Source organism: Paenarthrobacter sp. TA1.8, assembly GCF_048595705.1.
In the GTDB taxonomy this organism is placed as follows: Bacteria; Actinomycetota; Actinomycetes; order Actinomycetales; family Micrococcaceae; genus Arthrobacter; species Arthrobacter nitroguajacolicus.
Genome location: NZ_CP184287.1, coordinates 242,236 through 263,954 on the forward strand (window position 1 = coordinate 242,236; position 21,719 = coordinate 263,954).

The following is a 21,719-nucleotide window of genomic DNA, read 5'->3' on the forward strand; positions in this document are numbered from 1 at the left end:
CCATTAGCCGCAACCCGAAATCTCCTACTCCCGACACTACGCCGATGCCATTCAACATGACAGGGCGGCGGCCCGTGATGGGATGTACTCAACCGACAAAAAGAAGGACGTCCATGCCCAGTGCAGTAAGCCTGATTCGCTCCGATAAGCTCAGTTCCGTCGCCCAGTACGCCTACGCCGCCACAGCGCCGGCAGAGGCCCGGCTGATCTTCCTCGCGGGATCCTGCCCGTTGAATGCGGACGGCTCCACGGCCGGAATCGGTGACTACAAGGCACAGGCAGAGAAGGCGATCGAGAACATGCACATGGGCGTCACAGTCCTCGGCTATGACCACCAGTTGGTGGAAATCGAGGCAGTCGCCGCGGTGATGGACACTGTATGAGGCCCCCTATCTGCAACGATGTATACCAACGTAGAGAAGGAGCACCCGTATGGCCGTCACCATGAACGACGTCGCACGCGCGGCGGGAGTCTCGCTGAAGACGGTCTCCAACGTCATCAACAACTACGAGTTCATCCGGCCCGCCACCAAGCAGCGCGTCCTTGATGCGATCGACGAGCTCGGCTACGAAACCAACCTGACGGCCCGCAGCCTCCGATCCGGTAAGACAAGCATGCTCGGATTGGTCCTCGCCGACCTCTCCATCCCGTACTACGCCGAGCTCGCCTCGGACATCATGAAGGCGGCATGGGCCCGTGGTTACCGCGTTTTGGTGGAGCAATCCGGCAACGAGGCGGAGCACGAAAAGGCTGCGCTTCAGGGCCAGTTCCGCAGCCTCACGGACGGTCTCTTGTTCATCCCGCTAGCGCTCGACGCCGAAGAGATCATCGCCGCTGCCGGTAAGAAACCGCTGGTCCTCCTGGGCGAATTCGTGCAGGACCCGCGACTGGACATTGTCCTCATCCAAAACCAAGAAGCTGCCGCAGCGGTTACCACGCACTTGCTGGCGGGTGGCCGCCGTCGTATAGCAGTCCTGGGAGCGCACGACGGCGACGAAACCGGCAGCAACGGCCTTCGCCTCCGTGGGTACCGGGCTGCGCTCGCTGCCGCCGGTGTGGAGCACGACCCGGCCCTGGTGGTCCCCTGCGAATGGCGGCGCGACGGCGGTGCCGACGCCATCGCGAGGTTGCTGGACAGTGGTGTGGAATTCGACGCCGTTTTCGGGCTTAACGACGTCCTCGCCCTGGGGGCACTGCACGAACTGCTGGTTCGCGGCCGGAAAGTCCCAGAAGAGATAGCCGTGGCGGGGTTCGATGACATTGATGAGTCGCGGTTCGCGTCGCCGTCGTTGACTACTGTGGCGCCGGGACGGACGGAAATTGCGGAGCGCGCCGTCGAACTCCTCATCCAGCGAATTGAAAGCAAGGACGCCGCCCTCACTGTTCAGCAACCGAAAGCGGCGTTCGAAATGCGCGTCAGGCAGTCGGCGCCGTAGGGTGGTTGGCTTCGGGGGGTCAGCGTCCCGGCCGTTAGTGTTTGAGGAATGAACGTGATTCCCGCTGAAGTCATCACCCCTGCCGTCCTGATCGACGTCGATGTCCTGGACCGGAACATCGAACGGATGGCGTCGAGCATGCGCGGGCGCGGGCTGGGGCTTCGTCCACACGTGAAGACGCACAAAACGCTGGAGATCGCGCGTAAGCAGTTCGCGGCGGGAGCCGTTGGCATCACTGTGGCCACGATCGGCGAGGCCGAGGTCTTCGCTGCGGACGGCGTGACGGACATCTTCATCGCCTACCCGCTCTGGGTGGAAGCGTCCCACGCGGAACGGCTTCGCGCCTTGGCGGCTCAGTGCCGTCTCGCGGTCGGCGTGGATTCAGCGGAAAGTGCGACGGCGATGGGTCGCCAGCTGGGTACGGATGCCGGAAGCATTGAGGTGCTGATCGAAGTGGATAGCGGACATCACCGGAGCGGCGTGCTGCCGGACGAGGTGGTGGATGTTGCGCGCGCCGCCGCTTCTGCCGGGCTGAACGTGGCAGGGGTCTTTACTTTTCCGGGGCACAGCTACAAGCCCGGCATGCCCGTCGGGGCGGCGAGCAACGAGAATGAATCGTTGGGGACGGCCGCCAAGGCTTTGACGCAGGCCGGCTTTGACGTGAAGACCATCAGCGGGGGATCCACACCTACTGCCCTGATCTCTGGTGACACCGCGGCAACCGAACTGCGCCCCGGAGTTTACGTGTTCGGTGACGCCCAGCAATTGGAACTCGACCGCTGCAACTGGGACGATGTCGCACTGACCGTTGCCGCCACTGTGGTCAGTAGGCACGAAGCCCGTGACGGGAACATGCGCCGCGTTGTGGTGGATGCCGGCAGCAAGATCCTGGGCAGTGACCGCCCGGACTGGGCCGCAGGATATGGGCGGCTTCCCGAATACCCCGAAGCCAGGGTGACCGCACTGTCCGAGCACCACGCCACGGTTGTGTGGCCGGATTCTTCGGAACTGCCGCCCTTGGGCACGCGGCTCCAGGTCATCCCCAACCATGTGTGCCTCACCATGAACCTTGTGGATGAAGTTACTGTGGTGCGCGGAGGGGACGTGGTGGAGCATTGGACGGTGGCGGCGCGGGGGCGGAACAACTAAGCCGGGGCGTCTGTTGTGAGGAGGGCGTGTCGGTGGAACGGGTTGCAGCGGGGATTTGACGCCGCGGCTCCGCCGGGGCGGACACCGCGCAGATCCGGACGGTTATGCCAGTACCGAAAGCATGCGGTTCATTCGCTCGTGCCGCGCACGGAATGTCCTCCGCATCTGCCCCAGTAACACCGCACGATCCACACGGGCGCCAAACGGCCCGGCGAACCGCAGAGTGTCGGTGTAGCGACTCCCTGTGCCGTCGTCCACAGCTGTATGGGTGTGGTGGAAGTAGCGGAAAAAGCCCCGAACCTGCTGGTCGCTGAATTCGTGGCCTGGTGTGTACGAGTCGATGAACGCCACCCACTGGACGGGAATCACGTCCTTCAGCCACCAGCGGAAGTGGTACGTGCCGCCCAACTCACCCGTCTCGGTCGACGACCAAATGACCTGCATTCGGTCGGGCATGATCGCGATGAAGTTCTGGCGCTGAAGGCAGAAGTCGATCACAACGTCGGCGGGCTTCGGGAACCACGACTCCACGCGCAGTTCACACACTTCGTCGGGCTCCTCGAGGAGCGCAAGACCACCGATGCGGCTGCGGCCGGCATATGCGAGTGCAGAGCGTTTCTGATCGGCAGTTGCCGATGTTGAGTCGGTGGCCAATGCTTCCCCCAAACATTTGGTCGATGCGAAGTTTAACGCGCCGCGGTAGCGACGCCTCTGACGAGGCGCTACGAGGGCGAGTATACGCTTAGGCCAGCCCACAAATTCACCTAAATTCACTTGATCCTGGGGCCCACGGCCCCCAAGCGAGAACCCCTTCAGACCCACAGCCGGACCAACCAAGACAGGGTGACGAAGTGCCCTCGCGGAACTGGCGCGAATAAGCTTTACCCCTTGTGGGTCCTGTGACAGAGTGTCATCAAACAGCCTTTTGGTCCGTTTAGCGTGACGACTGGAGTCAACTATGACCGCCTTATCCGAGGAGCTCAAAAGCCATACAGCCTCCGCGCACGAGCATGCCGAGCAGGCTGAATTCGTCACTGAATTGCTGGCCGGCCGGTTGGAGGCGAATCAGGTAGCAGCCATGTTGCTGCAGAACTTCGTCATCTACAGGGCTTTGGAATCAGCGTTGGATGTCAACCCGGACCCTCGTCTCGCACCCTTCGCTGACCCGGCGCTCATGCGGGTCCCGGCTCTGCAAAAGGACTTGGCGGTGCACTTCGGAGATGGATGGGAGCGGAAGCTCGGCGCTGGCCAACTGCATGTGACGTCCGGAGCCCAGACGTACGCCGACGAACTCGGCGCACTCGGTCCGGGCTCGGCCACGTATCTTATGGCACACCACTACGTCCGCTATCTGGGTGATCTTTCGGGTGGGCAGATCATTTCCGCTCTTGTTCAGCGGCACTACGGCGTCAAACCCGAAGCGCTCAACTTTTACGCCTTTGACAGCATTGGGAAAATTAAGCCGTACAAGGGCTCATACCGCAGTCACCTGGACGAGGCCGATTTCTCGGACACCGAGAAGCAGGAAATCCTTCACTATGCCGAAGTGGCCTTCGAAACCAACCGGCAGGTCTTTGTGGACCTGATGGACCAGTACCTGCAGTTAAGCCACCGCTGACACACTCTGGAACAGGGTGTGGAACTCCCTGTTGTGGTAAACCAGCGGAGCTGAAGCTGACGGGTTGGACCTGATGTCCAAAACCCTCGCGGCCAGCAGCACCGAGCCGCCCATCGGTGCGCGGTGGATGATTTCGCACCGCAATGCCCAAATGGCCTCCTTGAGCAGGGGCTCTCCCGTGGGCAGTACCTCCCAGTCCATGGCGTCCGTGAAGCGCGGGGCTGCTGGGTCTGCAAAGGTCCGGACGAGCTCCACCTGATCGGCGCCGACCAGATGGACCACGATTGTCTGTGCGGCTGCGACGTGAGAAGCCGAGCGGCCGCCGGTTACAGAGAATGCCAGCGCTGGTGGATCCACTGCCACGGATGCCACTGAGGATGCCGTCAGCCCCACTGCTCCCTCCGGTCCCGCTGCCGTGACAATCGAGACTCCTGCCGGATGAGCGCGAAACGCGGCCCTGAAAAGCTCGCCGACTGGTTCGGATGGCAGGGGCTTGGGGTGGGTCATTCATACACCTTCGTGGGACTGGAACTGTGTTTGGGAGGGCGCCTCGTGCAGGCACACACCTGATTGATGCTAGGACCTCAACTTAAGTTGAGGTCAATTCCTGAGAAACCGACCCTCGACTGAGACGATTCGGAAACGTAGCCGAAACTTCTGCTCCCTACGCTGGTCACAATCTGTCCAGGTGCCCGGCGTCCAAGGAGTAACCATGCATCTTTTGCCCCGTGAGCAGGAGAAACTCATGATCGTGGTGGCCGCCGACCTTGCGCGGCGCCGCCAAGGGCGAGGGCTCAAACTGAACTACCCGGAAGCCGTGGCGATCATCAGCTACGAACTCATCGAAGGGGCCCGGGACGGCCGAACAGTTGCCCAACTCATGAGCTATGGAACCACCGTGCTCCGCCGCGAAGACGTTATGGAAGGCGTGCCGGAAATGATCCACGACGTTCAGATCGAAGCCACCTTCCCCGACGGCACCAAGCTCGTCACCGTCCACAACCCCATCCGTTAGGAGCCCCCCCCATGATCCCCGGTGAATACAGGCTCCAACCCGGTTCCATTGCGTGTAATGGCGACCGTACGGCGATCGCCGTCGAGGTTGTGAACCGCGGCGACCGGCCCGTGCAGGTCGGTTCGCATTACCACTTTGCCGAGGCTAACAGCGCCCTGGAGTTCGACCGCGTAGCCGCCTACGGCCGCCGCTTGGACATCCCAGCAGGTACGGCCGCAAGGTTCGAGCCGGGGGACAGGAAGACGGTCCAACTGATTGAACTCGCCGGGACGCGCGAAGTGCACGGGCTCAGCAACGCAATCAACGGAAAGCTCGACGGCGGCACGCGCCCGAGCGGGACTGCTTCGCTGAGCGGGACTGCTCCAGAAGGAGACACCAAGTGAGCTTCGAGATTCCCCGCAAACAGTATGCCGAGCTGTACGGTCCGACGACAGGTGACGCCATCCGTTTGGCCGACACCGAACTGTTCCTCGAAATCGAGAAGGACCACACCGTCTACGGCGAAGAAGTGGTCTTCGGTGGCGGCAAGGTCATCCGCGACGGCATGGGCCAGAACGGCCAACTGACCCGATCCGAGGACATTCCGGACACGGTGATCACCAACGTGATCGTGCTCGATTACAGCGGCATTTACAAAGCCGACGTTGCCCTAAGAGACGGGCACATCTTCAAAATCGGCAAGGCAGGCAACCCGCAGATCACCGACGGCGTGGACATCGTGATCGGCGCCAGCACAGAGATCATCGCCGGCGAACGAAAAATCCTCACCGCCGGCGGCATCGACACCCACATCCATTTCATCTCCCCGGAGCAGGTCCCCGCGGCACTGTGCACCGGCATCACCACCATGGTGGGCGGGGGCACCGGCCCGGCCGAAGGAACCAAAGCCACCACCATCACACCCGGCGCCTGGCACATCTCCCGGATGCTGCAGGCCGCCGAGGGACTGCCCGTTAATATCGGCCTGTTCGGGAAGGGTCACGCGTCCGCCGTCGAGCCCCTCGCAGAGCAGATCCGCGCCGGTGCCGTCGGGCTGAAAGTCCATGAAGACTGGGGGTCCACCACCTCATCCATCGACATGTCGCTGCGGGTAGCCGACGAATACGACGTCCAGGTTGCCATCCACACAGACACCCTCAACGAGTGCGGCTTCGTGGAAGACACCATCCGGGCGATCGACGGGCGCGTGATCCACACCTTCCACACCGAAGGCGCAGGCGGTGGCCACGCCCCCGACATCATCAAGATCGCCGGCCTGCCCAACGTGCTCCCCGCCTCCACCAACCCCACGCTGCCGTACACCAAAAACACCATCGAAGAGCACCTGGACATGCTCATGGTCTGCCACCACCTCAACCCGGACATCCCGGAGGACGTGGCCTTCGCAGACTCGCGAATCCGCGCCGAAACCATCGCCGCGGAAGACGTCCTGCACGACCTCGGTATCTTCGCCATCACGTCCTCGGACTCCCAAGCCATGGGACGCGTAGGCGAAGTGGTGACCCGCACTTGGCAGGTAGCCGACGCCATGAAACGACAACGCGGGGTCCTCCGCGATCCGTCCGGCGCCGTGCACGGTTCCGCCGAATCCGACAACTTCCGGCTCAAGCGCTACGTGGCCAAATACACCATCAACGCGGCCATTGCCCAAGGCATGGCCGACGTCATCGGCTCCGTGGAGGAAGGCAAATTCGCGGACCTCGTCCTCTGGGACCCCGCGTTCTTCGGCGTGAAACCCGAACTCGTCATCAAAGGCGGGCAAATCGCCTACGCACTCATGGGCGACGCCAACGCCTCCATCCCCACCCCCCAACCACGGACCATGCGGCCCATGTTCGCCACGTACGGCAAGGCCCTCCAGAAGACGTCCATCACGTTCCTGTCCCAAGCCGCCATCGACGCCGGAGTGCCCGCCCAGCTCGGCCTCGAACGCATCATCAAACCCGTCACCGGCATCCGCAACCTCACCAAAGCGGACCTCAAATACAACGGCGAAACCCCGGACATCGCCGTTGACCCCGAAACCTACAAAGTGAGCGTCGACGGCGTCGAAGTCACCTCCCAGCCCTCCGACGTGCTGCCCATGGCCCAGCGCTACTTCCTCTTCTAGGAGCTTCCATGATCATCGAAAAAATCCTGGGCAACCTCCACGAACAGCCCGGCCACTATGCAGGCCGACACAAAGAAAAAGTGGTCCTGCCCAGCGCCCTGCTGGTCAAACGCATCCAACGCGTCACCACCGACCACGGCAAAGAACTCGGCATCCGCCTCCCCACCGGAACCGGCGACCTCCGCGACGGCGACATCCTCGCCGTCGACGACCACAACATCATCGTCGTGTCCGTGCTGCCCACCGACGTCCTGGTGATCGCGCCGCGCAGCATCCACGAAATGGGGGTCGTGGCACACTCGCTCGGCAACCGGCACCTGCAGGCACAGTTCTTCGACGCTTCATCCGAGTACGGCGCGGAGGTCATGGTTTGTCAGTATGACCACACGGTCGAAGACTATTTGAAGAGCGTCGGCGTCCCCTACGACAGGCAAGAACGGGTCATGCCGGTGCCGTTCCGCCATGCCGAGCATTCGCACTAAAGCTAAGCAGCCGGTCAGCTTGGGTGCGCGCGCTTGCGCTTCGCTGGGAAGGGGGCCGTGCCCGCTCCGCGATGCCCGCCACGCCGCGGCCCCCTTCCCAGCTCCGCTCCAGCGCACGGGCCGCACCTCCGGCGGTGCGCTGTGAGTGCTGGATATCAGCTGGCGCTGCAGCAACTGACTGACTCTGCGTTGCCTACGGGGGCGTTTGCTCATTCTCTGGGGTTTGAGAGCTACATACATCGGGGGCTGGTGGGGGATGAGGTCACTTTTGGGAAATGGTTGGGTGTTTTTGTGGGGCAGCAGCTGACTTATTCCGATGGGTTGGCTCTGCGGTTCTTGTATGAGGGCGTGGATGTGGGCTTGCTCGATGGGGTGTTGTCTGCGCAGTTGTTGGCTCGGGAGGTCCGGGAGGCCTCTTTGAAGATGGGTGGGCGGTTGTTGGAGATCGGCGGGGAGGTGTTTCCTTCGGCGGAGTTGGAGGCGTATCGGGGGCTTGTTCGGGAGGGGTTGGCTTCGGGGCATCAGCCCTTGGCTTTTGGGGTGATTGCGCGGTCCTTGGGGGTTCCTTTTGAAGCGGCGCTCTCTGCCTATTTGTTTGCCACCGTTACTTCGCTGACCCAAAACGCGGTGCGGGCCATACCGCTTGGGCAGAACGCCGGACAGCGCGTACTTCGCCAAGCACACGACGTCGTCGCTACCGCCGTCGATGATGTAGCACAGCTGTGCTGGGACGACTTCGGGGCCGTCAGCCCCGGCCTTGAAATTTCACAAATGCGGCACGAACGGCAACGCGCGCGCATGTTCATGAGCTAGCCAGTGTAAAGGACAGAAAACATGACTGAACCCATCAAAATCGGCGTTGGCGGACCCGTCGGAGGCAAAACCCAGCTCGTGGAACGCATCACCCGGCACATGAGCGGCGACATCTCCATGGCCGCCATCACCAACGACATCTACACCATCGAAGACGCCAAAATCCTCGCCGCCAACGGCATCCTCCCCGAAGACCGCATCATCGGCGTCGAAACCGGCGGCTGCCCCCACACCGCCATCCGCGAAGACACCTCAATGAACACCGCGGCCATCGAAGAACTCAAAGCCAGGCACCCCGACCTCCAAGTCATCTTCGTCGAATCCGGCGGCGACAACCTCTCCGCCACCTTCAGCCCCGAACTCGTCGACTTCTCCATCTACATCATCGACGTCGCCCAAGGCGAAAAAATCCCCCGCAAAGCCGGCCAAGGCATGATCAAATCCGACCTGTTCATCATCAACAAAACAGACTTGGCACCCTATGTTGGAGCGGACCTCGCGGTCATGGAGAGGGACTCCAAGGAGTTCCGCGGCAACAAGCCGTTTTGCTTCACGAACCTCAAAACCGACGAAGGGTTGGACGCCGTCCTCAACTGGATCCGGCGCGATGTCCTGATGCTGGATCTGGCGTCATGAGGGCGTCTTCCAGTGCCGAAGCGGTGAGCGGAAGTCCGGCCGCTCCGCCGGGGATAAGGGGCCGTGCCCGCTCCGCGGTGCCCACCACGCCGCGGCCCCTTATCCCCGGCTCCGCAGCCTCGGCTCTCGGTCACCTTGAGACAGTGGGCATCACACGATGACCGCCACTTTGGGGAAAGTAGAGCCCCACGCTGGGTTGGCTTTTGGCGAGGGGGAGCGGGGGGTGCGGGGGCGGTTGGAGTTGGGCATTAGTGTGCGGGGCGGGCGGTCCGTTGCTTCGCGGCAGTTTCATGAGGGCGCGTTGAGGGTGTTGCGGCCGCATTACTTGGATGAGTCCGGGCAGGTTTGTTATGTCATGGTCAATCCGGGCGGGGCCTATCTTGGGTTGGATCTGTTTGTTGTTGACGTGGAGGTCGAGGCTCGGGCGGATCTGTTGCTCACCACTCAGTCGGCTACCAAGGTGTATCGGACTCCGGGGTCGTTTGCTGAGCAGCGGATGACTGTGCGGCTGGGGGAGGGCTCGCGGTTGGAGCTGATGCCCGACCAGTTGATTGCGTATCGGGAAGCGAGCTATCGGCAGAATTCGAACATCAGTCTCCATCCGACGTCGAGCCTTGTCATGGCCGAGGTCGTCACGCCGGGATGGTCCCCGGACGGCGGGGCGTTCAGGTACGAAGAGGTGCGGCTGCGCAACGAGATCCGGGTGGAGACCGGTGACGGGTCCAAGTTGTTGGCGCTGGACAATCTGCTGATCCGGCCACCCTGCAACGATGTGACCGCGATGGGGTTCATGGAGGGCTTCAGCCATTTGGGGTCGTTGGTGGTGGTGGATCCGAGGGTGGACCAGAGGCTTGCTGATGAGCTGGACCAAATAGTCCGTGGATTTGACGCTCATACCGGAGTGTCTCTGACCGCGACTATTGCCGGGACTGCCGGGATTGTGCTGCGATCGTTGTCCAACAGCACTGAGGAACTCAACAATTTGCTGGGTGCTTGCGCCGGCGTCCTGAGGGAACGTTGGTACGGGCAGGCGCCCTTGAACCTGAGGAAGTATTGATGACTGCGCTGACCGAGTTCGCCACCATGTACCGGGAGCGGGAGACGTTGTCCTTGCGTACCCGGCTGTTGTTCACGTTCGGTGCCGTCGCCGCTTTGCACCTTGCCGCCGTCGTGCTGTTACTTGTTGGTTCAGCGGGTGGCGCGCAGCCGTTGGCGCTGGGGCTGCTGATCACCGCCTACGTGGCCGGAATCAAGCACAGTTACGACTGGGACCACATCGCTGCAATCGACAATTCCACGCGAAAATTCGTGGCACAACACAAGGATCCTGTGAGTGTGGGGTTCGCGTTCAGCTTGGGCCACAGCTCCGTGGTGATCCTGGCCGGGCTGCTGGTGGTTGCGGGTGCGACGCTGATCGGGCAGTTCATGGAGGACGGGACCACTGGAAACAAGGTGTTGGGCCTGATCGGCAGCGGTGTTTCCGGGCTGTTCCTGCTGGCTATGGGCTTGTTCAACGGCTCGGCGTTCGTTCGCGCCACGAGCGTCTACCGTCAGGTGCGGCGCGGAAGCGAGGCCCGTCCCGAAGACCTTGAAGCGAAAGGCTTCGTAGCCCGGTTGCTCGCCAAACCGCTGTCCAAGGTGGAGCGACCACGGAACATCTACGTGATCGGTTTCCTGTTCGGGCTCGGGTTCGACACCGCCACCACCATCGGGCTGCTGGTCATCACCACGACGGCGTCACTCGCCGGGGTCTCGCCGCTTGCCTTGATGGCGCTTCCGCTCGCGTTCACCGCCGCCATGACCCTGTGCGATTCCGTCAACGGCGTGGCCATGATGAAGATGTATAGATCGGCCATCCACAACCCGAGACGGAAGCTCGGATTCAACGCCGTGATTACCGGCATCTCAGCAGTCTCGGCTCTGTTCATTGCAGTGATCACCCTGGGGGGATTCGTCAACGCTGCCTTTGAGTTGGAGGACCCCCTCACCACGTGGCTTGGCAGCATTGACCTTGGCGACGCCGGCTTGATCCTGGTGGGGCTATTCGTGATCGTTTGGGCGGTGTCCGCGGTGCGTGGGCGCGTAACACGGCCAGCGACGCCCAACTGAGTCGCAGTACAGCGCGTTTAGAGCCCTCAAAACGCGCTGTACTGCGACTCACTTGGGTTAGGAAGCTGCCACCGCGTTGAAGAGCTCGTTCGTGTCCACACCGCGGTCCGGGGTGTCCAGCACGTTGGTCAGGAACACAACGCAGCGATCCTGCTCCGGGAACATCCACCACTCCGTTCCGGACCAGCCCGGGTGCCCATAAATCCCCTGCGCGAACAGATCCGACTCGTTGGCGGGCATCTGGAACCCGAGCCCGGTGTGGCGGAGCGGCTGTGGCCGGGTGGTGATGTGGGAAACCTCCCTGGTTCGAGGCCTCCGCATGGCAGCCAGCGTTGCTGGCCGAACAGCTTTTCCGGAATTCCGAAGGAGCTCAGTACCAAGATTGAGGAGATCCGTGGCCGTACCGAACAAGCCGGCTCCGGGATGCCTGTTCTTGTACATTGCCTGGACATCAAGGCCCGCAGTGTCGGTGCCGTGGACGGTGTGCGGGTTGGACTCCGTGTTAAACGTAAGGCCGTGTGCCCCGGTGTCAGTTGCCAAGGCCAGGAGCTGATCCTCGAACGGGCGTCCGTCGGCCCATTCGGCCATTGCCGCTGCGCCCTCGAAAGCGATGTTGCAGTACTGGACCAGAGAGCCGGAGTAAAAGGCTTGCCCCGCTGTGGTGAGCGCTTCGCGGAGGGGAGTGCCGTCGTCGAGCGCTGGGTCGGAAATTCCGGAACGGTGGCTGAGCAGCTGCTCAAGGTTCACGGTGTCCGTGCGGCCGACGCCAAAGCCCGGCAGCGCGTCACCGAGCGAAGCTGCAAGCGCAAGTTTCCCCAACTCAACCTGTCGCATGACCGTGAGTGCACTGATCGGCTTGGTGACCGAGAAAAGCGCGAAGTGGTCGTCGGCTGTGGCGTGCCTGCCGCCGTCGGACCCGAAGGCCACAATGTCCTCAATGCCGTGGCTCGAAGCGACGCCCAGAACCGCTACCGGCACACGGTTGTGGGTTACCTGCTTGCGGGCCCAGTCTGCAGCGGGTCCTGTTTCCACCATGGTTGTTTACGCCTTCGTTCGGGGTGTGTGCATCGAACATATCGTGCGGCGCGGCAAAACTTGCCACCCCGTGTAACCCTGGCCGCCCGGCCGGAAACTATACAAGTATCCTGCAGTTCAGGGCTCTAATTATCAGGGGGAACAATCGTGCTTTCAGAGCGCGAATTGGCGTTCATCGCCATTCACAAAGACAGCTACCCATCCGTTTTCAAGTTCGTCTGCCGACGCGTTGAATCCGCGGAGGTAGCTGAAGAGATCGCGGCCGACGTGTTCCGGGTCGTATGGCAAAAATGGACCGACGATTCCCGACCGGACCTCCCGTACCTCTTGACGGTTGCACGGAACCTGGTGGGAAATGCGTACAGGAGCCGTGACAGGCGCCTGGCGCTACAGGAAAAGCTGCGGACGACGGCGGTCCAACGGTTTGGTGACGACTCCGAGAACGTTGCTGTCCAGGATGCGATGGAACGCCTGCGCGAGAAGGACCGCGACATTTTGCAGATGGCGTACTGGGACGGTTTGGGGAGCGCCGATATAGCGAAAGTGCTGCAGTGCAGCGAATCGGCGGCTAAAGTCCGCCTTCACCGGGCGCGGACAGCCTTCAGAAAACAACTGCCTGCAGGGGCCGAATCGACTACACAGAAGATGGGGGTCTGAAGACAATGGATCCGATCAAGAACCAGATATCAGCGATTGACCCGCTCACTATCGATCCAGTGGCGGAACCCAACGGCGAAGAAGCGCTCCACAAAATTCTGTCGGGCACCACGGTGTTCAGCGACAGCCGCCCGATCGCCGCAGTGACGTCCCTGGAACAGCGCAGGCGACGCAAAGCCCAGATTGCCGGGGGACTGTTACTCGGCGCTGCTGCCGTTACAGCGGGAGTGCTTGTGGCCGCCAACTTTGGCTCGATTAACACCGCGCCGGCGCCTGCCGTCACGGTTACGTCCACAGAAGCGACACCCACGCCAAGCGTTTCGGTAACCCCAACGCCCACTCCCACGCCCTCAGTGACTCCGACCGCAACGCCCACAGTCGCCGGGCCGATCATCACCCCGCCTGTTGCTCCTACGGTTCCGGCGGTCGCGCCAACAACTGCTCCGACGCAGCCGCCCGTTCCCGCTGCTACTTCCCAGACCTACACCTTCCCCGACGGACACATCTCCTTCACGTACCCGGTGGGCTGGACCGTTCGCCCGGAGCAAGGACCTTCCGCGGGTGCCACCATCTTGGACGCCACCGGTGCCGAGGTTGCCTTTATGAACAGCGGCTTCTACGGCGACGGAACCGGTGGCCCTGTTACCAGGACGGTGTATGACCGCGCAGTGGTGCCAGGTCTTACGGACACGTCCGGCAATCCCGTGGAGTTCGGCTTCGCGGCCAATCAGGCCAGGTATGTTCCTTACGGAGCACCCGCGGATAGTGCTCCGGTGCTGGATCCGCCGAGCTACTTCATGGACCTGCGGATTGCTTCGGAACTCCAGCCCGGTGAGACGGGGTCCGGATCCAACCAGATCTTGATGCCCAACGGGTACATGTCCGCACGTGTCATCTTCGACATCAACAAGCAGCCAGCCTTCGCTACGCCGGAAGCTGCCAAGGCGTGGATGGGCAGCGCCCAGTATGGCCGGCTCAAGTCCATGCTCTTGAGCGTGAGCTACAAATAAGCCCATCTGAGTAGCAGTTGAGGCCGTTCTGACAGCTCAAAACGGCCTCAACTGCTACCTACTTGGGTTAGCGGACGGTGACCAGATGGCTGGCGGGGTCGTACCGGAAGGTGACCGGGCCGCCGTCGTGCTTCAACGCGATGTTGCTGCCGTTCGGGGCTCCGGACAGGCCGTAGTTCTCGGCCCATGAGCCGTTGATGGCGGCCTTGAACTCGTAACTTCCTGCGGCGAGATCGGGCACAGTGAGCTTCCAGAGTCCATCAGCGGCATCCAATGCCAGCTGGGCCTGGGCGCAGTCCGGCATCCAATCACCCGCGCAGCCGAGCTCGGAGTTCAGGCTTCCCGGCACGGAGACCGCCGCTGGCTGCTGGCCCGGAAGCGCTGCGCTGATCACGTTGGTGGCGTGGTCGTACAGGAACGTGACAGCGCCGCCAGGGTGCTGGAACACCACGTTGGGTCCGTCCAACTCGCCACCCGCACCGTAGTTTTCGTCCCAGGTTCCGTTAAGCGCAGCCTTGAACTCGTAGCTGCCCGCCGGCAGGTTGGGGACGTTCAGTTGCCACAACCGATGCGTCGGCTCGTAGCTCATGAGCGCTTGCTCGCAGCCCGGCTGCCAGTCCTCGGTGCAACCCAGTTCGGTGTTGAGGCTGCCAGCGACGGTGACAGTTTCGGGTTGGGTTGGTTCTCCCACGACGCCGCTCTTCGGCTCGCTCGTCGACGTCTGCCCGCGGTTGTCCAAAACCACTGCGCGATACTCCACTGAGGACCCCGCCTCCACGGACGATACGTCGTGGAACACCTGGTAAGGCGCATTGTCGTCGGTGCCGATCGGAGCCCACTCGCCACCGGCAGTACGCGCCTGGAAGGTGACTTCGTAGAACGAGTTACCGTCGACGTCGGCCGTCACCTTCAGGCGAGTAGCGTCACCAGCCGCGGTGACCGGTTTCTTGAGCACGACGCCGGGTGCTGCCTTGGATTTGGCAAGTCGCCCCGCTGCTTCGTAAACCACAGCCGAAAGCGGCGGGACGGTGACGGCCAGGTTTGCCTGAGAGTCGGTCTTGGCGTTCTTCGCGGCGTCACCGTAGATCAGCTTGAACGGCTGCTTGGCTTCATACGTGGGGATCGCCGCGGTCTGGGCGGTCTCGCTGTTGTTTACGGCAACGATGTACTCGCGCTGGTCCTTGGCGTCGATGCGGGAGAAGGCGTAGATCCCTGCACCATCCGCTGCATAGCGGTTCTGCTGGGCACCGCTACGGAGCGTTGGATGCTCAGCCGTGAGGGCCGCGAGTTCGCTGATCTTTTTATACAGCGGGTGTTGGGTGTCGAAGTTGTCCGTGGCGTGGGTGGAGCTGGTGCCCAAGAGATCGTCATCCAGGTATTCCTGGACCTTGCTCGCGAACATCGTCTGCCGTGAATCCTGGTCCCCGCCGGCACCGGTGAAGCCTTGCTCGTCGCCGTAGTAGATCACGGGGTTGCCGCGCGAGAAGTACATCAACTCATGGGCGAGCTCGTCGCGTTCCACCAGTTCGCCCTCGGTTGCTCCCACGTTGTCCTGGGCAATGAAGGTGCCGATGCGGCCCATGTCGTGGTTGCCCAGGAAAGTAGGCAGTTGGTAGACGTTGGAGTCGGCATCCGTGTACCAGTCATCCCCATTGAAGAAGTCCGCCAGGCCGGTTGCCTTGCTGCTCTGGGACGCGAAGCTCCGGGCCGCTCCTTGGAAGCCGAAGTCCAGCACCGCCTGCATCTGGTTCTTGGTGGTGAACTTGGACGTGATGCTCTTGGAGGTGTCGAAGACCTCGCCGAACATGAAGAACTCGTCCTTGCCTTGTTCCTTGGCATAGCTGAGAACCTGGGGTCCGAACTGCTGCCAGAATTCGTCGTTGACGTGCTTCATGGTGTCGATGCGGAAGCCGTCGATCCCGAAGTCGCGGATCCACGTTTTATAGACGTCCATCATCCCGTTCACCACCTTCGGGTTCTCGGTGAACAGGTCGTCCAGCCCAAAGAAGTCGCCGTAGAGGGAGTCCTCACCGGCAAAGTTCGTGTTGCCGCGGTTGTGATAGAGCGTGGGGTCGTTCAGCCAGGACGGAACCTTGACGTCCTTCTCTGCCTCGGGGACCACTGGCGTGTACGGGAAGGACGCCGCCGGATCCAGCGTGGGGAAGTCCTGCGTCCCGGCATAGTCGCGGTCATCGAAGACCTCCCCGGCAGCGGTCAGATAGGGTTCCGCTTCCTTGGAAATGTAGGGAGCCGAGGCGGTCTCCTCATACTGGATCACGTCCGCGGTGTGGTTGGTGATGATGTCGAAGTACACCTTCATGCCACGGCCGTGTGCGGCATCGATGAGGGTCTTCAACTCGGCGTTGGTGCCCAAGTGGGGGTCGATCTGGGTGAAGTCCGTGACCCAGTACCCGTGGTAGCCGGCCGAACTGTTCGCCAGGGTGCCGTCACCCTGGACCGCCTTGTTCTTGAAGCTCGGTGTGAGCCACAGGGAATTGGTGCCCAGCCCTTGAATGTAGTCCAGCTGGTCCTGGAGGCCCTTCAAGTCGCCGCCGTTGAAGAAGCCTTTGCGTGTGGGGTCAAAGCCGGACACCATCGGATCGGTACCCAGCCCGCCGTCGTCGTTGGTCTTGGTGCCGTTGTTGAAGCGGTCGGCCATGACGAAGTAGAAGTTCTGGTCGCTGACACCGCCGCGGATTGAGTGCTGGGCGGCCGGATCGGGTGTGCTGGCTGGTGCGGCACCTGCGGGGAGGACGGCCGAGGCGGTGAGTGCCGCCGTCGTCAGCACAATTGCTGCGATTCGGCCGAGTGGTGGGCGCTGGGGGCAGAGGTGGTGTCTATTGCTGCGAGATAACAAGTGATGGAACCTTCCGCTAAGCGACAGTGCTGTGGGACAAGGATGCTGTGTGGCACGTCACAACTGTAAGCGCTTCCGCGCTCTCATGCCATAGATAGCAGGCATTTCAGAATATGACGGACTGCTTGGATTCCGATTGTTGGAAGCGCTTGCACCGTTTCTAGCTGAAATTGCGCGGAATTTTGACTGTGCCTCTGCATGGTGCTGGCAGGAAATGTTATGCACTTGCCCATAACCAAGCTCGCGTGACTTGCATAGGGTTGAAGAGATCTGCTTCACAAAACGCCCCCGATCTACCTCCAAGGATGAGTTTCAACGATGAAGAGCATCGCCCTCCTGCGCGAACGAGCCACCCGCGTCATGCCTACCGGATCCCACTGCCCGGCGTCAGGCCTGTGGAGCCCGGAATCCGATCCCGATGCCGTTCAGGTTTTCGCGGAAGGCCACATCCTGCCGGCGCACAATGGCGTACCCACTGTGTGGCGCCGCCGCACTGCCGCTGAAGTGTCGTCATGACCAGCACCATCCTGAACAGGCCCGCCGATTACCGCCACGTACCGGCGGCAGAGTGGACTGAACTCAGCTCCGGCGATCCCGTGTGGATCTACGACGTGGCGTGGGGTGCCGGGACCGGCCGCGTGGACGATGTTTCCAAGCACCAGGAATTGCTCTGGGTCATCCTTGAACCGACCGGTCGCAGGCTCATCTGCGGAACGGACGACGTCGAGGTCTGGACCGTCTAAATAGACTCGCCGAGGTGGCATTTAATACCAATGTCTGAGCGGATCATACGTATTAAATGCCATCTCGGCGGTAGTTAAACGGCGGGAATCAGCACGCTCGGAGAGCCCGTCTCCACCCGACTCACAACGCCGTCCGGCAGCCCGGTTTCACGGTTCAGTTTGAAGCTCACGACGTCGTCCGAGCCTTCGTTGGCTACGTACAGCCAGCCTTCGCGGACCAGGTGGTGGCGCGGCCACTCGCCGCCGCACGGCACCTCCGCGAGGGGCTCCAGCTCAGCCCCGCCGTGGGACACCTTCAAAACACAAATGCGGTTGGATCCCCGCACGCCCACGTATGCGAAGCGGCCATCGGGCGAGAGCGCAATCTCCGCGCCGGCGTCGCCCTCTTTTGCCCCTGCTGCACTCGCCGGAACCATGGTGGTCAGCTCGTATGTGCCGTCCGGTTCCATCCGTAGGGCGGCTACTTCCACGGAATATTCGGTGTCCACAAAGACTGTTCCGCTGTGATGGCGGGCCATATGCCGGGGCCCGGAGCCCGCCGGCAGGATTACCTGGTGATCCAACTGCAGGCCCTCGCCCGGCGAGTACTGCCACACCCTGACCAGATCATGCCCCAAGTCTGTGGTCATGACACGGCCGTCCGGGAGCATCAGGCTTGAATGCGCCCGACTCGGGCGCGGCTCGTCCGGAGACGTTGAAGTGTGGGGATCGACGGCGGCTGCCGCACTCGTGCGCGAGGTGATGGCGCCGTCGTCGTCCAGTTCGTACAGGATGACCTGGCCGTCACCCCAACAGGTGGCCACAATAAAGCGTCCGTGCGGATCGGCGGCTACGTGGCAGGTTGCTTCGCCTGCCGGCCAGGGATCGCCGAAAGCCCCCAGTTCAGCGTCCCCCGTCCGGCGATACGCCCGCACAGTCTTGCCTTCCTCGGCTACGGCGTAGACCACCGGGAGTGAAGGGTGCAGTGCAAGGAACGATGGTGAATTGGCGGCAGTCGCCAAACCAAGCGACGTCAGCTGACCGTCATCATCGGCCGAAAGCGCGACGATGCCCTCGCCGTTCCCGTTCCTGTCGGCTGTGTACGAACCAACCCAGATCAGTGTCTTTTGGATAACCATGGTGATCAGTGCCCCTGTACGTCTGAGTCCACACCGGCGTCCGGTCCGGCGTCGAGGGTTTGCAGTTTGGTGAGGTCGTCGTGGTCCAGTTCGAAGTCGAAAATGTCCAGGTTCTCTTTCATGCGCTGCGGATTCGCGGTTTTGGGTATGGCCACCAAGCCCTGCTGGATGTGCCATCGGAGGACCACCTGGCCCGGCGTCTTGCCGTACTTATTGCCGATGCCGGCCAACACTGGCGCGTTCAAGAGGTCGGTGCCGGCACCCAGCGGGCTGTACGACTCGGTGATGATGCCATTCGCTTCGTTGAAAGCCCGGGCGGCGGGCCGCGGGATGGAGGGGCTGACCTGGATCTGGTTGACCGCAGGAACAACATCGGTCTCCCTGAACAGTTGGTCCAGATGGGAGGGCTTGAAGTTGGAAACACCAATGGACCGTGCTTTGCCGGAGGCCTGCAGTTCCTCGAAGGTCTTCCACGTGGACACGAACTCACCGCGGCGGGGGAGCGGCCAGTGGATCAAAAGGAGATCGACATACTCCAGCCCCAAGCGCTCCAACGAGCCGTCCAGCCCTGCCACGGCTTTGCCGGAACCTTGGAATTCCCCGTCCAATTTGGTGGTGATGAAGAGTTCTTCGCGATTCACCCCGCAGGCCCGGATGCCGTTGCCCACGCCCTTCTCGTTGCCATACTTCTTCGCCGTGTCCACGTGCCGGTAGCCGTGAGATACCGCCTCCACCACGGCATCGGCAACCTGGACATCATTCAACGGCCACGTGCCGAGCCCCAGTTGCGGGATCTTGTGGCCGTCGTTGAGTTCAATGAGCGGGGCAATTGTCATGCGCGTGATCTCCTTTGGGTCTGTTGCTGTTCTACGCTTGCCGCTTGCTGCTTGGCAACAGCTACCGCCGCGACCATTCATGGAGCCGATCACTCAACTCCATAAAATCCTCGCTCACTTTCTGCAGCTCAGCGTGGGCGTCGTGCCACGCGACGATCTCCCTGGCGCCGTCCGCGAACGGAATCGTGGCCCTGTAATCAGGGACGAGTGCCTTGATTTTAGAGTTGTCGAACACCACGGAGTGCGAGCGGTCGCCCAACAGATTGGGGCCGAGCTCGGAGCTGTGGGCTGCGATGGTGTCCGAAGAAACGTGGAACAGTTCCGGTTCCTCCACCCCGGCCGCACGCGCAAACAAGCGGTAGATCTGGTTCCACGGCAGGAACTCGTCCGAGGTAATCGTGTAGCTCTCGCCCACGGCTTGCGGTCGGCCCAGAAGACCGACGAACGCCTTGGCGAAGTCCCGGCTGTGGGTCAGCGTCCAGAGAGACGTTCCATCGCCGTGCACCATGATCGGCATTCCGGCCCGCATCCGGTGGATGTCGGTCCAGCCGCCCACCATGGCGATCTTGGTCCGGTCGTAAGTGTGGGACGGTCGGACTACGGTCAGCGGAAAATCCTGCTCACGGTAGGCCTCGAACAGCAGTTCCTCGCAAGCGATCTTGTCCCGCGAGTACTGCCAGAACGGGTTCTTCAGCGGAGTTGATTCCCGAATCGGCAGCGTAGTGGGTGGCTTCTGGTAAGCCGAAGCGGAACTGATGAAAACGTACTGTCCGGTCCGTCCGCGGAACAATTCGAACCCGGCCCGCGCCTGATCCGGTGTGTACGAGATGAAGTCCGCGACGGCGTCGAACTCTCTTCCTTGAAGTACCTCGCGCACGGCGGCGGCGTCCCGGACGTCCGCATGGAGTACTTCCGCGCCTTCCGGCACCGGCCTGCCGGCCGACCTTCCCCTGTTGAGGATGGTCAGCCGGTGGCCCAATGCGACGGCGCGTTCAGCCGCCGCCGCACTGATAACCCCGGTCCCGCCGATGAACAGGAAGTTCCGAGGCGAGACGGTGTCCGCCGCCGGTCCGAGGGCGTCGGGGAGAGAACTGCTCACCAGGCGTAGTCCTCGGGGGCAGTGCGGTGACCCGGGAAGATGTCGTCGAGGCGCTTGAGGGCGTCCTCGTTCAGGGTGGCGTCCAGGGCGCGGATAGCGGCATCGAGCTGTTCCTGGGTTCGGGGCCCCACGATCGGGGCTGTCACCGCAGGCTGGTGAAGCAGCCACGCAAGCGCTACATCTCCGGGGGCGTGGCCCAACTCATCCGCAAAATCCTCGTACTGGCGGATCTGTTCCTCATGCTTCTTGAGGGTCTCAAGCGCCCGGCCCTCGGCACGGCGAACACCCTGCTCTTCCTTCTTCAGCACACCACCAAGGAGCCCACCCTGCAGCGGGGACCAGGGGATCAGGCCCAAGCCGTATTGCTGTGCGGCCGGAATGACTTCAAGCTCAACTTCGCGCCTGAACAGGTTGTAGATGGACTGCTCGCTGACCAGGCCCGTGTAGTTCCTCCTCCGGGCGGCTTCCTGGGCTTGGGCGATGTGCCAACCCGCAAAGTTGCTGCTGCCCGAGTACAGGATCTTGCCCTGCTGGACAGCTACCTCGATAGCCTGCCAGATCTCGTCCCACGGCGTATCCCGATCGATGTGGTGGAACTGGTAAATGTCGATGTAATCCGTCTGCAGCCGCTTCAGGCTCGCATCGAGTGCGCGGCGGATATTGAGCGCCGACAGCTTGGACTCGTTGGGGCGGTCCGTCATGGTGCCATACAACTTGGTGGCCAGGACAGTCCGCTCGCGGCGCTCGCCGCCCTTCGCGAACCATCGGCCGATGATTTCCTCGGTCCAGCCGCGGTGCCCGGTTCCTCCGTACACGTTGGCGGTGTCGAAGTAGTTGATGCCGGAATCCAGTGCGGAGTCCATGATCGAGTGGGCTGTCGCTTCATCCGTCTGCGGACCGAAGTTCATGGTGCCCAGGCAAAGACGTGAAACTTTCAGGCCCGAACGGCCCAGATGCGTGTACTGCATGTTTGTCCTTTTCTTAGAGCTGGGTGA

24 protein-coding genes are annotated in these 21,719 nt (G+C 62.2%); 16 read left to right on the forward strand and 8 right to left on the reverse strand.

Features of this window, described 5'->3' with window-relative positions:
• The first annotated feature begins 113 nt into the window (after positions 1-113).
• The 3 genes from ACNAOT_RS01275 to ACNAOT_RS01285 are packed head-to-tail and all read left to right on the forward strand — an operon-like array spanning position 114 to position 2,586.
• Positions 114-383: a hypothetical protein gene (locus ACNAOT_RS01275; protein WP_420179713.1), complete on the forward strand. Its 270-nt coding sequence runs from the start codon at positions 114-116 to the stop codon at positions 381-383.
• Positions 384-432: 49 nt separating this feature from the next.
• Positions 433-1,437 (forward strand): LacI family DNA-binding transcriptional regulator, encoded by a 1,005-nt coding sequence (locus ACNAOT_RS01280; protein WP_420179714.1) that lies wholly within the window; start codon positions 433-435, stop codon positions 1,435-1,437.
• Positions 1,438-1,485: 48 nt separating this feature from the next.
• Positions 1,486-2,586, forward strand: a complete 1,101-nt coding sequence (locus ACNAOT_RS01285; RefSeq protein ID WP_420179715.1) for a D-TA family PLP-dependent enzyme — start codon at positions 1,486-1,488, stop codon at positions 2,584-2,586.
• A 102-nt stretch (positions 2,587-2,688) separates the two neighbouring features.
• On the opposite strand, the gene ACNAOT_RS01290 is transcribed toward ACNAOT_RS01285, so the two are convergent.
• The gene (locus ACNAOT_RS01290) at positions 2,689-3,240 is read right to left on the reverse strand and encodes an SRPBCC family protein (protein WP_420179716.1); all 552 of its coding nucleotides are present in this window, start codon (positions 3,238-3,240) and stop codon (positions 2,689-2,691) included.
• 304 nt (positions 3,241-3,544) lie between these two features.
• On the opposite strand from ACNAOT_RS01290, the gene ACNAOT_RS01295 reads away from it, so the two are divergent.
• Positions 3,545-4,204: a heme oxygenase (biliverdin-producing) gene (locus tag ACNAOT_RS01295; RefSeq protein ID WP_420179717.1), complete on the forward strand. Its 660-nt coding sequence runs from the start codon at positions 3,545-3,547 to the stop codon at positions 4,202-4,204.
• Here ACNAOT_RS01295 and ACNAOT_RS01300 read toward each other — a convergent pair.
• A complete protein-coding gene (locus ACNAOT_RS01300) occupies positions 4,190-4,711 on the reverse strand; it encodes a flavin reductase family protein (protein ID WP_420179718.1) in 522 nt (173 codons plus the stop codon). The two genes, ACNAOT_RS01295 and ACNAOT_RS01300, sit on opposite strands and share 15 nt — an antisense overlap.
• 205 nt (positions 4,712-4,916) lie before the next feature.
• Between ACNAOT_RS01300 and ACNAOT_RS01305 the strand changes: the two genes are divergently transcribed.
• The 8 genes from ACNAOT_RS01305 (at position 4,917) to ACNAOT_RS01340 (ending at position 11,369) form a co-directional block, all read left to right on the forward strand.
• Positions 4,917-5,219, forward strand: coding sequence for an urease subunit gamma (locus ACNAOT_RS01305; RefSeq protein ID WP_091464608.1), 303 nt, complete (start codon positions 4,917-4,919; stop codon positions 5,217-5,219).
• 11 nt (positions 5,220-5,230) lie between these two features.
• Positions 5,231-5,602: an urease subunit beta gene (locus ACNAOT_RS01310; RefSeq protein ID WP_420179719.1), complete on the forward strand. Its 372-nt coding sequence runs from the start codon at positions 5,231-5,233 to the stop codon at positions 5,600-5,602.
• The gene (ureC, locus tag ACNAOT_RS01315; RefSeq protein WP_420179720.1) at positions 5,599-7,329 is read left to right on the forward strand and encodes an urease subunit alpha; all 1,731 of its coding nucleotides are present in this window, start codon (positions 5,599-5,601) and stop codon (positions 7,327-7,329) included. The genes ACNAOT_RS01310 and ureC overlap by 4 nt, the downstream gene beginning before the upstream one ends.
• Positions 7,330-7,337: 8 nt before the next feature.
• On the forward strand, positions 7,338-7,811 hold the full coding sequence (ureE, locus tag ACNAOT_RS01320; protein ID WP_420179721.1) for an urease accessory protein UreE: 474 nt from the start codon (positions 7,338-7,340) through the stop codon (positions 7,809-7,811).
• A gap of 141 nt (positions 7,812-7,952) precedes the next feature.
• Complete coding sequence (locus ACNAOT_RS01325) at positions 7,953-8,624, forward strand: urease accessory protein UreF (RefSeq protein WP_420179722.1); 672 nt, start codon at positions 7,953-7,955, stop codon at positions 8,622-8,624.
• A 21-nt stretch (positions 8,625-8,645) separates the two neighbouring features.
• Positions 8,646-9,260: an urease accessory protein UreG gene (ureG, locus tag ACNAOT_RS01330; RefSeq protein WP_420179723.1), complete on the forward strand. Its 615-nt coding sequence runs from the start codon at positions 8,646-8,648 to the stop codon at positions 9,258-9,260.
• A gap of 157 nt (positions 9,261-9,417) precedes the next feature.
• A complete protein-coding gene (locus ACNAOT_RS01335; protein ID WP_420179724.1) occupies positions 9,418-10,317 on the forward strand; it encodes an urease accessory protein UreD in 900 nt (299 codons plus the stop codon).
• Positions 10,317-11,369 (forward strand): HoxN/HupN/NixA family nickel/cobalt transporter, encoded by a 1,053-nt coding sequence (locus ACNAOT_RS01340; RefSeq protein WP_420179725.1) that lies wholly within the window; start codon positions 10,317-10,319, stop codon positions 11,367-11,369. The genes ACNAOT_RS01335 and ACNAOT_RS01340 overlap by 1 nt, the downstream gene beginning before the upstream one ends.
• Positions 11,370-11,426: 57 nt before the next feature.
• Here ACNAOT_RS01340 and ACNAOT_RS01345 read toward each other — a convergent pair whose 3' ends face one another.
• Positions 11,427-12,404: a serine hydrolase domain-containing protein gene (locus tag ACNAOT_RS01345; protein ID WP_420179726.1), complete on the reverse strand. Its 978-nt coding sequence runs from the start codon at positions 12,402-12,404 to the stop codon at positions 11,427-11,429.
• 147 nt (positions 12,405-12,551) lie between these two features.
• Between ACNAOT_RS01345 and ACNAOT_RS01350 the strand changes: the two genes are divergently transcribed.
• Both ACNAOT_RS01350 and ACNAOT_RS01355 read left to right on the forward strand, forming a co-directional pair.
• Positions 12,552-13,061: an RNA polymerase sigma factor gene (locus ACNAOT_RS01350; RefSeq protein ID WP_420179727.1), complete on the forward strand. Its 510-nt coding sequence runs from the start codon at positions 12,552-12,554 to the stop codon at positions 13,059-13,061.
• Between the two features lie 5 nt (positions 13,062-13,066).
• A complete protein-coding gene (locus ACNAOT_RS01355; RefSeq protein ID WP_420179728.1) occupies positions 13,067-14,071 on the forward strand; it encodes a hypothetical protein in 1,005 nt (334 codons plus the stop codon).
• Positions 14,072-14,138: 67 nt separating this feature from the next.
• Here the strand turns inward: ACNAOT_RS01355 and ACNAOT_RS01360 are convergent, their stop codons facing one another.
• Positions 14,139-16,928, reverse strand: coding sequence for an alpha-amylase family glycosyl hydrolase (locus ACNAOT_RS01360; RefSeq protein WP_420179729.1), 2,790 nt, complete (start codon positions 16,926-16,928; stop codon positions 14,139-14,141).
• Between the two features lie 318 nt (positions 16,929-17,246).
• Between ACNAOT_RS01360 and ACNAOT_RS01365 the strand changes: the two genes are divergently transcribed.
• Positions 17,247-17,444, forward strand: coding sequence for a hypothetical protein (locus ACNAOT_RS01365; RefSeq protein WP_420179730.1), 198 nt, complete (start codon positions 17,247-17,249; stop codon positions 17,442-17,444).
• A complete protein-coding gene (locus ACNAOT_RS01370) occupies positions 17,441-17,671 on the forward strand; it encodes a hypothetical protein (RefSeq protein WP_054808809.1) in 231 nt (76 codons plus the stop codon). The genes ACNAOT_RS01365 and ACNAOT_RS01370 overlap by 4 nt, the downstream gene beginning before the upstream one ends.
• 74 nt (positions 17,672-17,745) lie before the next feature.
• Here the strand turns inward: ACNAOT_RS01370 and ACNAOT_RS01375 are convergent, their stop codons facing one another.
• The 4 genes from ACNAOT_RS01375 to ACNAOT_RS01390 all read right to left on the reverse strand — a co-directional run bounded on the left by ACNAOT_RS01375 (position 17,746) and on the right by ACNAOT_RS01390 (position 21,692).
• Positions 17,746-18,789, reverse strand: a complete 1,044-nt coding sequence (locus ACNAOT_RS01375) for a lactonase family protein (protein WP_420179731.1) — start codon at positions 18,787-18,789, stop codon at positions 17,746-17,748.
• Positions 18,790-18,794: 5 nt separating this feature from the next.
• A complete protein-coding gene (locus ACNAOT_RS01380; RefSeq protein ID WP_420179732.1) occupies positions 18,795-19,625 on the reverse strand; it encodes an aldo/keto reductase in 831 nt (276 codons plus the stop codon).
• Between the two features lie 61 nt (positions 19,626-19,686).
• Positions 19,687-20,724, reverse strand: coding sequence for an NAD-dependent epimerase/dehydratase family protein (locus tag ACNAOT_RS01385; RefSeq protein ID WP_420179733.1), 1,038 nt, complete (start codon positions 20,722-20,724; stop codon positions 19,687-19,689).
• A complete protein-coding gene (locus ACNAOT_RS01390; RefSeq protein ID WP_420179734.1) occupies positions 20,721-21,692 on the reverse strand; it encodes an aldo/keto reductase in 972 nt (323 codons plus the stop codon). The genes ACNAOT_RS01385 and ACNAOT_RS01390 overlap by 4 nt, the downstream gene beginning before the upstream one ends.
• Positions 21,693-21,719: the final 27 nt, after the last annotated feature.